This is a genomic window from Desemzia sp. FAM 23988, assembly GCF_045528365.1.
Lineage (GTDB): Bacteria > Bacillota > Bacilli > Lactobacillales > Carnobacteriaceae > Desemzia.
This window is the reverse complement of sequence record NZ_JBGQQS010000018.1, coordinates 35,037-49,806: the sequence shown is the minus strand read 5'-3', so window position 1 is coordinate 49,806 and position 14,770 is coordinate 35,037. Positions and strand designations below refer to the sequence as shown.

Below are 14,770 nucleotides of genomic sequence, written 5' to 3'. Positions count from 1 at the left end.
GTGAGACGGGGACGATGGTGTGATGGGGTTGTTTTGGCATAACAAAAATTCCTCCTTCTGATTAAGATAGTCTTATCATACAGGAAGAATTTCCGGCTTTCTATGCGGTTAATTTCATCGGGCTTACGTTGACATAGACCCACAAAAAACTTAAAAACCTTGCGATGTAAGACTGGCACGGAGAAGACCAATCTATCATCACAAGGTAAGAGTATTCAAATCTTATTGAAGACTCAAATAATAACAAATTTTAATTAAGGATAGTAATATCATAGATTTTTCTAGAAGTTTCTTGAGGTGAAATTTTCGTTACCTGTCTTTTATCTTCTAAGAAATTACCTTCTTCAAGTGAAGTGGAGAGACCACTCCAAGGTTCCAAAGCAATGAATGGACTTTTATTAGTTGTAGACCACAGAATCAAGTTCGGAAAATCATCAAAATCTACTCGAAGACCTTTACCAGACTTCCTTGACCGAAGCGTTACGCTACGAGACTTGAGCTGGTCAAGTGTAATGGCATCATGGGAAAAAAGTGAGTAGTCCAAATCGAGAATCTTTTGATTTTCCAAAAAAGGTGTCCGATCTTGCAAATCTAATAATCCTGTCTCAGGAAAACTCTTTGGTATCGAGCAAGACTCAACCTCACTAAATTCAATATAATAATCCTCATAGTTTTCACCTTCTACTAAAGGACAATTGAATGCTGGATGGGCTCCAATAAAGTAAGGCATTGTTTTTTCCATTTCCAAGTTCGTTACCTGAAATTCGGTTCTAATTGATTTACCATTCAAGGTATAAACAACTCTCAGTTCAAACTGATATAGGTAATTATCAAGCATCTCAGCATTTGGTTTAATACTAAAGGTCACGCTATTATCATTGACTTCTTCCAGAATAAATTCTTCTTTTCGAACAAAACCATGTCTACGAATAAGACCTGTAAAAAAGGGTCTTTCTTGAGGTCTATAAATAGCCCAATCATTTCGTAAACTACCACAGATAGGAAATAGAATAGGCGCCTGTCCATTCCAATAATTTGGATCAGCTTGCCAGAGATACTCTATCCCATCCTTGTCTTTAATCGAAGTCAGTTGACCACCCAGTGTTTTAAACTGAACAGTAAGATACTCGTTTTTTAATTCGATAGTCACAACTAATTCCTTTCTTTTTATTATTGGAAAGGCAAATAATTTACCTCGAAGTGAATAGTCTCACGTATTTCTACATCGAGTGATTGTAAAAATTCCCATTCAAATGCTGATAACTCTAAATCAGAATGGCAAATCCACTCTTTTCCAGTTGAAACATACCATTTACCACATTTTAGCAACGGGGTAGCTTCAAGCTCAGGAATCATAGGACAATCTTCGAAACTAACAATATATACCTTTTCAAAGCCTGGTCTAAATAAGTGTTGTACTTTTTCTAAAGTATCGGATAACAATTTTTTACATTTTCAAGTAATATTACTCTATCACTTGAGTTTCTGCTACTTTCTTATACCAATGAGCTGATTTCTTAGGATAGCGTTCTTGCGTGTCAAAGTCTACATAGAATAGTCCATAACGTTTTTCGTATCCGTTTGACCATGAGAAGACATCCATAAGTGACCAGATGAAGTAACCTTTAACATTTGCACCATCCGCAATTGCGTCTGATAAAACTTCCAAGTGTTTCTTCACGTAATCAATACGACCATCATCATAAACGGTATTATCTACAAACTCATCTTTGTATCCAAGACCGTTTTCAGTGATGTAAATCTTCTTGTAGTTTGGATAATCATTTTTCACTCGCATGATTTGGTCATACAAGCCTTCAGGATAAATAATCCAGTCCCAATCCGTTCTAGGCACATAATCTGGTGCGATTCGGCGACCAACACCTTTAATCTGGTACTTAGAACTTCCTTTTTCACCCTTACCATTGTGAATGATTTCAGTCTCACCATCAAAGGCTTGCATCCAATCACTCATGTAGTAGTTGATACCAAGGAAATCGTTCAAATCTTTAGCTGCTTCAAGTGCTTGGAAGTCTTCATCACGAAGATCAAGTTCTCCACCATTTTCAGCTAGGATGTGGTTGACCCCTTCCATCGTTTTATCTGAATAGTGTCCAAGGTAGGTTGCATCCAAGATAAATTTGTTATGGATGATATCTTCTAACTCAGCGGCACGAACATCTGCTGGATTTTCTGGATCATAAGGGTATTTGGTTGGCAACGCATGTACTACACCAATTTCGCCTTTATAACCTTTATCTTTATACAATTTCACAGCACGTGCATGAGAAACCATCATATTGTGGTGTGATTGGAAGACTTTGGCAAGATCATATTGAATGCCTGGAGGGAATTTACCAACCAAGTATTGACCATCTCCAATTGGGCCAATTTCATTGAAAGTTGTCCAGTAGTTTACTTCTGGGAACTCTTCAAAACAGAAAGCGGCATAATCTACAAAGTGTTCTATATTTTCGCGGTTTAAGAAATCTCCATCTGAGTGAAAAACTTCTGGTGTGTCAAAGTGGTGCAAAGTCACGAATGGCTCAACATGACATTTGTGGCACTCGGCAAAAAGATTATGGTAGAATTCAACACCTTTTTCATTTACTTCGCCATAGCCAGTTGGGAAAATACGAGACCAGGCAATTGAAATACGAATACCATTAACGCCATATTTTTCAGCTAATTCTAAATCAACAGGATATTTATGGTAAAAATCACTTGCAGGCTCTGCTGTGTACCAATAATTGTCTTCAAGATACTTATCCCATGCAACTGGGCCTTTACCATCCGTGTGAGTCGCACCTTCTGCTTGATAAGCAGCTGTAGCACCACCAAAAATAAAATCTTTAGGAAGTATTTTAGTCATAACTATAAATCCTTTCAAAAAAAGCATTTGAGACGATATTCTGAGTTCCGGAAACCAAGGAAATGAAATGAAATGCAATGATATGGTTAACAATATTATAAGGAACTGAAAGAATAATCTCGTCTCAAATAACTTTTACAAATTTATTAATCAAACTGTTGTTGAACAAATGCAAGAGCACCTTGTCCATCACGTGTCAATTTGATATATTGAGCTCCTTCAGTTTTTGCAAGTTTAATGCCCAATTTATCTGTTTCAGCCTTCATATCATCGAAGTTTGAAGCGACCTGTGGAGCCAAGATAACCAAGTCAAACTCTGGCAACATTTCACGGTGAGCACCGTAACCACCCGCTGCCGCTTTGACTGGAACATTGTATTCTGCTGCTGCTTTGTTCAAGGCATTGGCAAGCAAGCCACTTGTACCTCCACCTGCACAAAGAACAAGGACATTAGTTTCTTTTGTGATATTATTGTTTGCTGCTACATCTTCTTTAGCAACGCCTGCTTTTCCAAGAACGGCATCTGCTTTAGCAGTATTGAAGTTTGCAGCTACTTTTTCTTTAAGAGCATCGTTTGTTTTACTAGAACGTTCTTCTTCAAGAATTTGTTCATCGTATACCTTAACAAATGGGTAATAAATGATAGTATCAACAACTACCAAGAGTCCGGCTAAGATAAATGATAGAACTTGGAAGTTAGTACCGAGTACAATTCCCAACGGACCAGGAGTAACCCATGGAAGGTTGGCAGAGAATGAGTTCATGTTCAATGTGTCAACAAAGAATTTAAAGATCCAAACGTTGACAATCGGAGCGAAAATGAACGGTACAAAGAAAATCGGATTCAATACGATTGGTGCACCAAATAAGATTGGCTCATTAACCCCAAAGAATGTTGGAACAACTGAGGCACGTCCGATGGCACGGTTACGTTCTGATTTACAAATCCACATGAACAAGAATGGAACAATCAATGTAGCTCCTGTTCCACCCATGGTAACAATAAACATTTGAGTACCAGAAGTGATAACTTTATCTGCATGTTGTCCAGCTTGGATAAGATGCAAGTTGGCATCGATATTGGCATAAGTGATAGCAGCGATTGCTGGTTCGACAATTGAAGGACCGTGGATACCAACAAACCAGAAGAAGGCATAAGCACCAAAGATAAGTGTAATTCCAAGGTAACCATCTGCAGCTGAGAAGAGAGGAGCAAGAAGGGTACCGATTGATTCTGCAACGGTTACACCAAGAGTTCCCTTAACAATGAGTTCAAGTCCATAAAGGAGAACAACCGATACAGTGAATGGAATCAAGTCTTTAAATACTTGAGAGATATTTGGTGGAACCTCTTCAGGCATACGAATAGTAACATTATTTTTCACACAGACCTTGTAAACATTAACTGTCACAAAGGCTGCAATAAATGCTGTCAAAAGACCTTTTGTTCCCATGAAGGCTGTCAAGAAGCCTCCTTCTTTTGCAGGCTCAGCTGCCATCAAAAGGAACCCTACCATAGACGCTAGCATCGTAGATAAGAAGTTAATCTGATTGGTCGCAGGTAGGTCACGGTTCATTGAGTCCGTCAAAGCTTTAGCGGTAGTACCACCAACAAAGAATGCTAGGATACCCATCGAATAGCTATAAGGAGTCATCAAGAAGGTCTCAATGTCTTTTGACCAGTGGAATCCCCAAGCATTTGGGACATAGGCAATAAGGATAAAGATAGATGAGAAAAGGATGACTGGCATACCAGCGATAAATCCATCACGAATAGCACGAAGATAGATGTTTCGAGAGATTTTCTCAAAGAATGGTTTCCCTTTCTCAATAAGTTCAATGAGTTTATGCATTATTTTGCTCCTCTTTTATAAAGTTCGATGAGGTGATGAATCACATCTTTTAATAAGACAGTAGTCATTAAGTGGTCCTGACCATGCATCATGGTAACGCTGTATGGAAGTTCCTCCCCAGAAGCTTCTCGAGCCAACATAGCTGTCTGAGAATTGTGAGCCTCTGCAATACAGCTTCCTGCTTCTACTACAAGACTATCTGCCTTAGCGAAATCACCATTTTCAGCCGCTTTAAGCGCTTCTAAAAGTTTAGAGCGAGCATCTCCAGCATAAGCAACAATTTCAAACCCTAAGAGAGTCATTTCTTCTCTGTTCACAACAATATCCTCCGTTTTATGTTTTTACTATACTTTATCAGTCCATGGACTAGCTGTTTTAACAAGAACTTTGTTAAGTTCATCAATATTTTCGAATCCAGTAGTACGCAACCATTCACGTGCTGCTTTTTCACCTTCTTTGATGTAAGGTTCTACAGATCCTGCCCAAGTAGCACGTCCACAAAGCACACCATTAAACTTGGCACCTGAGTCGTGAGCAAATTGCAATGTTTCTTGGAACAATTTAGCAGATACACCTGCACTTAGGTAGATGTATGGAAGGTTAGTCGCTTCTTCTTGTGCTTTAAAGAAGTCAGCAGCTTCAGCTTTACTGTAAACCACTTCACCATCAGCAAAACCTTCGACATATTTAACGTTAACTGGTACTTCTACTTTAAGAACATCAATGTTAAAGCGTGGATCAGAGAAAACTTTCATCGCTTCAATGACTTTGCGAGGTTTCACTTTTGCATATTCAACAGAACCTGCATCTGAGATTTCTTCATCATAAGCAAGGATTTCCAAGAAGAAAGGAATATCTTCAGCGACACATTCAGAACCAACACGTTCAATATAAGCTTGTTTTTGTTGGTTAAGTTCATCTGAGCTGTCTACATCATAGTAAAGCAAGAACTTAACGGCATCAGCGCCTTGCTCTTTGATACGTTTTGCAGACCAAACATCCAAGCAGTCAGGCAAACGTTTTGTACTTGATGTATCATAACCTGTTTTTTCATAGGCAAGAAGAAGACCTGCTTCTTTATCCAATGCTTTTGTTGCTGGAAGTCCATATTCAGGGTCAAGCAACATTGAAGAAGCGTATTTTGTAAGTTCATCAGCAACCAAAACCTTTAGTTCTTCCATTTGAGCTACAGTTGGTTCTGTATCTTGATACTGTGCCATCAAACGTTTCAAAGCACCACGTTGGTCAAATGCCAAAGCTGAGATAACACCGTTTTTATCTGAAATTTTTTCCAAAGATTTGCGTTTCTGTTCTGTAAGTACCATTTTCATACCTCTTTTACTCCAATTTGTGAGTTTAGTGTTTCGTAATTAGTCATATTCACATGCCCTGTCATTGTTTCTTGAGCATTTAACATACCCAATGTCATCGCATGTTTTAATAAGTCAGCGTCACTTTTTTTACTATTTAAAGCTGATGCAATACCAGCTACCGTTGAGTCCCCTGATCCGACTGGATTAACAACTGGGATATCAGGAATATCTACCTTATAGAAAACATCACCATGTTTTGCAAAGGCACCGTTTCGACCTAATGAGACCACTATCCATTCGATACCACTAAAAAGTGACTCTTTAAGAACGTCTTTGAGTTCTTCAATATCTTTTGTTACTTCTTTTCCAAGCAACTGTGAAAGTTCCTCATTATTAGGTTTGATGGCAGTAGGTTTAGCCGACGATTTTAGAACTGTTTCAAGAGGTGCACCTGAACAATCCAAAACGACTGCTACTCCTTCATCCGAAGCAAGTTGGATAAGTTTTTCATAATAATCGTTGGGAAGTCCTGAAGGTAAACTTCCTGAAATTGTCACAACTTCTGATTGTTTAATAAGATTGCTATAGTGGTCAAGAAAGCCTTCTGCTTCTTCATGAGAAATTGTTGGTCCTTGTTCCAAAATTTCTGTTTGGTTACCCTCGTGTAAGATAGCAATACAGTTTCTAGTGTTTCCTGAGATTTTATAAAAAGCTGGACTAACAGGAGATTGTTCTAATTCGCTTTCAATAAATTCACCAATTTTACCACCTAAGAAACCTGTAGCAGTAACTTTATCACCAGATTCATACAAGACTCTAGTAACATTTAAGCCTTTTCCACCAGCTGTCTTACTAACATCTTTCACCCTATTCACTGTATCAATTTTCAATGTTTCTAGAGGATAAGAGATGTCTACTGAAGGATTTAGTGTGACTGTCAGAATCATTTGTTATACCTTAATCGTGGTAGTCACCACGGTCCCATCTTTCAAGGAATTCTGTAAAGAAATCTTCATCTACTTGATGTGCATTATGTGTTTCAACGTGTTCGATTTTTGCAATCAATTTTTTATTTTCTTCTGTTGGTTTGTACTCAGCTTCAATGAAAGCTTCAATGATGTCATTCATAAGAAGACCACCAGTAATCATTCCACCGAAACCGATAACATTCGCATTTAACTCTTCTTTTGCATATATAGCTGATGTCATATCACGAACCAACGCTGAGCGAACACCTGGAACTTTATTGACTGCATTGTTAATGCCGACACCTGTACCACAGATACATACTCCCAAGTCTGCTTGACCACTTACTACTGCTTCACCGACTTTTTTACCATAGATAGGGTAGTGAGTACGTGCGTGGTCATATGCCCCGAAATCAAGGACCTCATGTCCTTTTGATTTCAAGAATTCTGATACTGCCATTTTTTCATCTGTGACAATGTGGTCACATCCAATTGCGATTCTCATTCCTTAACTCCTTTTCTTAACACATCTTGTTAAGCATATCTACTCGGATTTGATGACGTCCGCCATCATATTTACCATTGACGAAACCTTTAGCGATGTTTTTAGCAAGCTCATCACCGACGATTTCAGCGCCAACCGTAATCATTCGTGAATTGTTATGTCCACGTGTCATATAAGCTGAGCGTTCATCTGAAACTTCTGCTGCAACCATACCTTTAATTTTAGTTGCTACCATGAATGGACCAGCTCCATAAGCATCAATTACAATACCTAAGTTTTGCTCATCTTTATTTACTTCAGAGGCAACTGCCAAGGTAACATCAACAAAATCTTGTCCGTCCTTAGTCACATCAATTACCTCAAAACCTTCTTCTACAAGAAAATTTTTCACAATATCTTTTAATCTCGTACCTTTGAGATCTGCACCAACAACAATAGCCATTTTGACCACCTCCTAAATTTTAGAAAGAAATGCTACGTAGAAGTAGAAAACATTTTGCAAAATGTTCGAAAAAACGTTTTCGTCATTTCTTTGTTTATATAATATCAAACATTCAAACAAAAAGCAACGCTTTTTGTTTATTTTTTGTTTTTTTATTTGTTTTTTTAAAAAATAGATAACACCGTTAAATTATTGTTCATTTTTGTTCATTTAATCCATCACAAAATGGACGTGAAATATCTATTCAAGTATTACAAAAGTCTTTTACTTTCTATAACTTACTGATTAAGAGGTCCTACTTTATTTTCGTCTTATACAAAATCTGACCTAAGCTAATATACGTCAATCCTCTGTTCTTATTTCATCATCTAACATTTGTTTTTGTTTGAAATTGTTTGTTTTACCTTGAAAATATTGTCTTTTATGATACAATTAAAAGAGAATTATCTTTGGAAAAAAATTACTTTATGAAAGAAGAGTCTTCATATGAACAAAAAACGACGATTAGAAAAAATTTTAGATATGTTAAAGATTGATGGGACCATAACCATAAAAGAAATAATAGATGAACTAGATATTTCCGATATGACAGCCCGTAGAGACCTTGATGCTCTAGAAGCTGATGGACTTTTAACACGTACTCATGGTGGTGCACAATTGCTTTCCTCTAAAAAGCCACTTGAAAAGACACATATCGAGAAGAAAAGTCTAAATACAAAAGAAAAAATTGACATTGCTAAAAAAGCCTGCTCTTTAATCAAAGATGGCGATACTATTTTTATTGGACCCGGAACTACACTTGAACAACTGGCATTAGAATTGAAAGGTCGTAAAGGTTATAAAATTCGTGTCATTACAAATAGTCTCCCTGTGTTCTTGATTCTAAATGGTAGCGAAACCATTGATTTATTGCTTCTTGGCGGTGAATATAGAGAAATAACTGGAGCTTTTGTAGGTTCAATGGCTTCGACAAATTTAAAAGCAATGAGATTTGCCAAAGCTTTTGTTAGTGCAAATGCTGTTACCCATAATTCTATTGCTACATATAGTGACAAGGAAGGTGTGATTCAACAACTTGCCCTAAACAATGCTGTAGAAAAATTCTTATTAGTAGACAGTACTAAATTCGATCGATACGATTTCTTTAACTTCTATAATCTAGATCAACTCGATACCATCATTACAGATAACCAGATTAGCCCTCAACACTTAGAGGAATTTAGCCAGTACACTACTATTTTAAAAGCGGACTAGAATTATGACTTATAAAAATATTGTTTTTGACCTTGATGACACTCTTTATGACCATCAACTCCCCTTTAAACGTAGCGTTGAGAAATGTTTTCCAACGATTGATATCCAACAAATAGATAACATTTACAAACGTTTCAGATATTGGTCTGATGTTGCTTTTCCTAAATACACGAAAAAACTCATCAGTATTGAGCAGCTTAGAATTTTTCGCTGTCAGAAGACTATGGAAGAATTTGGCATCGATAGTATTTCTAGGACAGAAGCTCTAGACTTCCAAGCTGACTATGAATATGAACTCGATCAGATTACGATGATTCCTGAGATACATCAACTACTGCTGGCTCTACATAAAAACCACATCCCAATAGGTATTCTAACTAATGGCCCTGTTGACTTACAGAGTCGAAAACTTCAAAATATTGGTGCCTATCAATATTTTGAAAAGCAAAATATCATCATTAGTCAGTCCACTCACGGAGGAGCTGCAGAAAATAGCTATGAAGGTAATGTAAAAATCTTACAAAGTTACCGAAATGTCCAATTATCTAAAAGGGCTATAGAAATTCTTAAAGAGGAAATTGAGTTAAATCACCAACATATAAGATTCAATCCTGATTATAAAGATAATGGATGGATTTTTACTTCCAAAAGTCGTCATAAACCCGACTATAATGGAACACCTCTTCATTATAGTGTCCTTAACAATTTCCTCAACTCACCTGAAAATGGAAAATTAAATCGAAAAGGTAATCCAAAACGAGCAGGAATTGATATTGATAATAAACTTAGTTTTAATAAACATATTACGACCCATATATTCCGTCATACGCATATTAGTTTCTTAGCATAGCAAGGAATACCCCTAGAAGCAATTCAAGACCGTGTAGGGCATTCTAGAGGTAGTCGTGTAACAGAAATTTATTTGCACATCACTAAAAAAACAAAGGATCAAATTATACCTATCCTTGATACTCTTACACAATAAGTGTGGCAAATCTGTGGTAAAACATAAGAAAAAGGCTTGTCCATATTGGACAAACCCTTTATTTTCAAGCTTATATAACCTAATTAAGCTTTACCAGCTGATTAGAATAGGATGTTGCATGTTTTACTACGTCTTTTTCATAGAGTTTCACTAATTCGTCAAAATTTGGGTGCTGTTGTTTGAACGTATCGTTATATCTCCTTCTCTAATAAAATTAAGCATTTCTTTCAAAGCAGGTCTATTTGTATCTTTACCACTTATTTTTTCTGTATATAATTTATAACACCCTGCTTCACTTAATCTTTTTAATTGTCTATTAAGATTCTGATCTTTGCTACTAACTCTTGCATAGCCTATTCTATGTTTTTCCTTATTCAATAAAACCACCTTTTCGTATATGACCTATTTAAATGTCCTAACGTATATATTATAAATAAAACATCCTAAAAATGCACCTGTAACAACATTTATTTATATCTAATATTACTTTTCATTTTTTAGGTGTTTAAGGTGTACTCTAATGACCTAATTATATATATATCGAATTTATTTTATTTTTGTTCATTTAATCTCTTGACTTTAATCTTTACAAAAACTAGGGTAGCGATAGGCTTTGGTTTCGAGTTATGGGCAGACTTATCCCTTGTATCAAATGGAAAAAGTCTGCATTATCTTTCAAAACTAGGTCCAGCTGACGGCATGGATCTGAGAAAGTTCCCTTTAGACTGTATTTAACGCTCTCTGGGGCGTTAATACGAACGCTTTAATACTTACTCCTTGTCGACTGTTTGACTGTCTTTCGACAACTGCTTTCGCTTCTTATATGCGTTCTTCCTTACCAGTTATACAGAGCCTGTCCCACCGCTTACTAGAAAATATTTGCTTTTGATCGCAAAGTATCTACAAAGTCCATAAGTATCATCAGCGCTTGTTTTACAAGTTAATCATGCTTATTCGTACAGTACAGGGTGCTTTAACCCACAACATAATTTTTTGCGTTTTACCATGAGTAGCACAAACTACTTTTAGGCTTTTACTTGAGCATTGACAAATCTTTACTCAATTAGGACATTAAACATAAGGGATATGCTATCTAACGCCCCACCAATTCCTTTTAACTACGGCTCGTGACACCACATTCAATTTCTTTATAATATTCAATTTTAACATCAAAAAAAGGGCATCAGTTATTCGACTGATGCCCTTTTTCTATCTATGTATTTTGCTAGAATCTATCCAGTACCCCTTGATGTAAACGTTTATATAAATGTACAAAATTGACAATACCAGAAATTATGGTAAAATGTACTTATAAACTTGATAAACAAGTGGGCGTTAGACAGATTTCATTGATAGGGCGTTATCAATCGAAATTCTTCTGAAATTATTTTGCGATAATTTCGGAAGCTAGCGCTTTTTTTTGCGCTTTTTTCCAACTGCTCTTTATTTGATTAAAATCAGTATAACGATTTATACATCTTATTGCAAGGAAAAAGATATAAAATACTAAATTAATTTTATTTAAACATTACACTATAATTCCATTATAGTATTGTATTTTTAGTTTGTCATTAAAAATCATACCAATAACGTTTAGAACAATTCTTATGCATAGTTCCCTATAAAACAAGTTGAAATCGTCTGTAAAAGCTCGTCAGAAACATAATTTCATATCATCTTATAGACTTATTTAAGCCTATATAAAAAATACCGTAATTCCTATCCCTTCTTCATCTTCAATTGCATTATAAAATGTTTCCATCAAGAATTTTAAATTGATTGATAGAAAAAAACCAAGAAAAAGATTTATCTTCCTCTTGGGTACTAAATAGAATTATTTAATTTTTATAATTTTCACTTGTTCGAATAATGCTTCGAAATTATCTACATTAATATATCCCGTTTTTTCTTCTTGTGTGTTAAGCATACCAGTAACCATCCCAGTTTTTATAACAACTTCAGGGGTTTCATTTTTATATAAAGCGTATGCCAAACCAGCGATCGTTGAATCTCCAGAACCAACTGGGTTTTTTACATCAATTGTTGGAATCTCGACACGGTAGTAATTATTTTTATTCTTAACTAAAGCACCATCTGCTCCTAAAGTTACAACAATCCATTCAATGCCATCGAATTTTTCATCTTCTAAAGCTTCAACCAGTGTTGGTTCTGACTTAATTTCTTTTCCAATTAAGTCCGCGATCTCAGTTTCGTTTGGTTTGATTAGAAAGGGTTTGTAGTCACTTTCGATACTCCTTTTCAAAGTGGCACCTGAAGTATCTAACAAAACTCTTGCATTAGCCAGAGTTGCTTTTTCAGTTAATACTGAATAAAAATCGTGATGAATACCTTTAGGCAAGCTGCCTGAAATGGTCACATAGTTCGCATCTGATAATATTTTTTCGAAGTTTGCTATATAGTTAGCTTGTTCTTCTTTTGATACTTGGGGGCCTGATTCTAAAATTTCAGTTTGTTGACCTTCATGTAAAACAGCGATACAACTTCTCGTTTCACCTGCTATTTTTGAGAAGGCGTGGTGAATCCCATCTTTATCTAATTGATCGGTTAAGTAATCTCCAAAATGACCCCCAACAACACCCGTAGCTTTAACAGGTGCGCCTAATTGGGTCAATACTCTGGCAACATTTAATCCTTTTCCTCCCGCTGTTTTTGAAACCTGGGCAATTCGATTAACGGTATTTATGTGTAATTGTTCCAATGGATAGGTAATATCAATGGATGGATTCATCGTCACGGTTAAAATCATTTTAAAACTCCTATATTGTTCACTGATTTTTGTAAAAAGATACCCAAGAAAAAAATGTCTGTCTTCTTGGGTAACAAATAAAAATATTTAGTTTACATTTAATGGCTATTTGACCATTTTAGAATTGGGTCATTACAAAGTCCATGGCTTTTTCGGGATCATTTGTTAATGATATATATTCTGTACCTTTCGTTTTTATTAATTTAATCCCCAGTTTATCTGTATCTTTCTTTATTACTTCATAATTAGATGCTACTTGAGGGGCTAAAATAACTAAATCATAGTCACTTAAAATATCATTATGGGACCCATAACTACCAGCAGTGGCTTCTACATCCGTGTTATATTTCTCTGAAGCTTTATTTAAAGCATTACTCAACAACCCACTGGTTCCTCCACCTGCGCAAAGGACGAGTACGTGTTTTCTTTCATCTAGAACAGTATTCGATGTAGGTATTGCTTCCTCTGGGACCTCTGGAAAACTTATTTCCTTCGTATCCTCTTGTACATCTATTGTTTCTATTTCATCACTATTTGCTTCCGCAGCTAATTCATCTTCGTATACTTGATTATCATATACTTTAAAGAATGGGAAATAAATTAACGCATCCACTATAAGTAACACAATAGCTAATACAAATGAAAGTGGGTGGAAACCAGCTGCAATAGGAATGCCAATTGGTCCTGGTATGGTCCATGGTAAGACGAATATAAAGGCAGTCATCCCAAGGACTTCAACAAACATTTTAAAGATCCAAATATTTACGATAGGTGCTAAAATAAATGGAATGAAAAACACAGGATTAAGTACTATAGGCGCTCCAAATAAGATTGGCTCATTCACAGCAAATGTACTTGGAATAAAAGTTGCCTTTCCTACAGCTTTGTTTCTTTTTGATTTAGAGAAGAACATAAATAAATATGGAACTACTAATGTCGCTCCTGTTCCTCCAAATGTCATAACAAACGCTCTCGCCGGGTCCGTTAATAACTTTGTAGCTCTTCCCCCTGCTAAGTGGGTTTGAATATTGATATCTATATTTAAATATTCAACAGCAGAAGTTGCTGGTCGAACGATAGATGGACCATGAATCCCAATAAACCAGAAGAAAGACATGGCTCCTGCTATAAGAGCTAAACCAAAGTAACCGTCTGAAGCAGTAAATAATGGCTGAAAAATGCCAATGAGCCATTCTGCAAAACTTGTACTAAAAGTTGATCTGACTATAAAATCCACTAATAATGTGATGGAAATTGTAGCGGCAAAAGGAGCAATATCCGCAAAAGCTTGGGATATATTGGGTGGAACCTCTTCTGGCATCTTTATAATAATTTCTCTTGTTACAAAGAATTTATAAACGTGTACCGTTAAGATAGCTGCTACGAAAGCAGTTATCAACCCAGACGTCCCCATAAATGCAGTTGCAAAGCCATTTTCTATTTGGTCTACCGATAAGATTAAGAAACCTGAAATAGCTCCCATTGAAATGGAGTTACTATTTAATTTATGTTTATTCGGTAAGTCTCTATTGAAAGAGTCGGTTAAAGCTTTTGACGTATTACTCGCAACAAGCAAACCAACAATTCCCATTGTGTACCTATATGGCTTCATTATCCACAGTTTAGTCGCTTCACTCCAATGATATCCAAAAACTTCTGGGAGATTCGCCACTAACATAAACAAACTAGAAAATAAGATAACAGGCATCGCTGCAGTAAAACCATCTTTAATAGCTCTTAAATATTTGTTTCTAGATAACTTTTCAAAAAAAGGTTGCGCCTTTTCTATTTGTGCTATTAAATTATTCATA

13 protein-coding genes and 2 pseudogenes are annotated in these 14,770 nt (G+C 36.0%); 2 read left to right on the top strand and 13 right to left on the bottom strand.

Annotation, left to right across the window (positions count from 1 at the left end):
* Nucleotides 1–250 precede the first annotated feature (250 nt).
* From ACEN4L_RS10140 to lacA, 9 genes are all read right to left on the bottom strand, one after another.
* A complete protein-coding gene (locus ACEN4L_RS10140) occupies nt 251–1,150 on the bottom strand; it encodes an aldose 1-epimerase family protein (RefSeq protein WP_071862908.1) in 900 nt (299 codons plus the stop codon).
* Nucleotides 1,151–1,170: 20 nt separating this feature from the next.
* Nucleotides 1,171–1,443: a DUF3884 family protein gene (locus tag ACEN4L_RS10135; protein ID WP_002305107.1), complete on the bottom strand. Its 273-nt coding sequence runs from the start codon at nt 1,441–1,443 to the stop codon at nt 1,171–1,173.
* 22 nt (nt 1,444–1,465) lie between these two features.
* On the bottom strand, nt 1,466–2,872 hold the full coding sequence (gene lacG / locus ACEN4L_RS10130) for a 6-phospho-beta-galactosidase (RefSeq protein ID WP_407097556.1): 1,407 nt from the start codon (nt 2,870–2,872) through the stop codon (nt 1,466–1,468).
* A gap of 146 nt (nt 2,873–3,018) precedes the next feature.
* On the bottom strand, nt 3,019–4,725 hold the full coding sequence (locus ACEN4L_RS10125; RefSeq protein WP_407097557.1) for a lactose-specific PTS transporter subunit EIIC: 1,707 nt from the start codon (nt 4,723–4,725) through the stop codon (nt 3,019–3,021).
* The gene (locus ACEN4L_RS10120) at nt 4,725–5,042 is read right to left on the bottom strand and encodes a PTS lactose/cellobiose transporter subunit IIA (protein ID WP_002290550.1); all 318 of its coding nucleotides are present in this window, start codon (nt 5,040–5,042) and stop codon (nt 4,725–4,727) included. Before ACEN4L_RS10120 ends, ACEN4L_RS10125 begins: the two co-directional genes overlap by 1 nt.
* A gap of 27 nt (nt 5,043–5,069) precedes the next feature.
* On the bottom strand, nt 5,070–6,050 hold the full coding sequence (lacD, locus tag ACEN4L_RS10115; RefSeq protein ID WP_002290551.1) for a tagatose-bisphosphate aldolase: 981 nt from the start codon (nt 6,048–6,050) through the stop codon (nt 5,070–5,072).
* Between the two features lie 2 nt (nt 6,051–6,052).
* Nucleotides 6,053–6,985, bottom strand: a complete 933-nt coding sequence (lacC, locus tag ACEN4L_RS10110; RefSeq protein ID WP_002290553.1) for a tagatose-6-phosphate kinase — start codon at nt 6,983–6,985, stop codon at nt 6,053–6,055.
* Between the two features lie 10 nt (nt 6,986–6,995).
* Nucleotides 6,996–7,511 carry a galactose-6-phosphate isomerase subunit LacB gene (gene lacB / locus ACEN4L_RS10105; RefSeq protein ID WP_407097558.1) on the bottom strand — a complete coding sequence of 172 codons (516 nt, stop codon included), beginning with the start codon at nt 7,509–7,511 and terminating at the stop codon, nt 6,996–6,998.
* A 16-nt stretch (nt 7,512–7,527) separates the two neighbouring features.
* Nucleotides 7,528–7,953 (bottom strand): galactose-6-phosphate isomerase subunit LacA, encoded by a 426-nt coding sequence (gene lacA, locus ACEN4L_RS10100; RefSeq protein WP_407097559.1) that lies wholly within the window; start codon nt 7,951–7,953, stop codon nt 7,528–7,530.
* Between the two features lie 486 nt (nt 7,954–8,439).
* Between lacA and ACEN4L_RS10095 the strand changes: the two genes are divergently transcribed.
* Nucleotides 8,440–9,207, top strand: a complete 768-nt coding sequence (locus ACEN4L_RS10095; protein WP_138472684.1) for a DeoR/GlpR family DNA-binding transcription regulator — start codon at nt 8,440–8,442, stop codon at nt 9,205–9,207.
* A gap of 4 nt (nt 9,208–9,211) precedes the next feature.
* A complete protein-coding gene (locus ACEN4L_RS10090) occupies nt 9,212–10,057 on the top strand; it encodes an HAD family hydrolase (protein ID WP_407097560.1) in 846 nt (281 codons plus the stop codon).
* Nucleotides 10,058–10,280: 223 nt separating this feature from the next.
* Here the strand turns inward: ACEN4L_RS10090 and ACEN4L_RS10085 are convergent.
* From ACEN4L_RS10085 to ACEN4L_RS10070, 4 genes and pseudogenes are all read right to left on the bottom strand, one after another.
* Nucleotides 10,281–10,385 (bottom strand): annotated as a pseudogene (locus tag ACEN4L_RS10085) (zeta toxin); the annotation flags it as partial.
* Nucleotides 10,379–10,570, bottom strand: a pseudogene (locus tag ACEN4L_RS10080) (recombinase family protein); the annotation flags it as partial. The pseudogenes ACEN4L_RS10085 and ACEN4L_RS10080, both read right to left, overlap by 7 nt.
* A gap of 1,456 nt (nt 10,571–12,026) precedes the next feature.
* A complete protein-coding gene (locus ACEN4L_RS10075) occupies nt 12,027–12,959 on the bottom strand; it encodes a hexose kinase (protein WP_407097561.1) in 933 nt (310 codons plus the stop codon).
* Between the two features lie 118 nt (nt 12,960–13,077).
* On the bottom strand, nt 13,078–14,769 hold the full coding sequence (locus ACEN4L_RS10070) for a PTS lactose transporter subunit IIBC (RefSeq protein ID WP_407097562.1): 1,692 nt from the start codon (nt 14,767–14,769) through the stop codon (nt 13,078–13,080).
* Between the last annotated feature and the right edge of the window lies 1 nt (nt 14,770).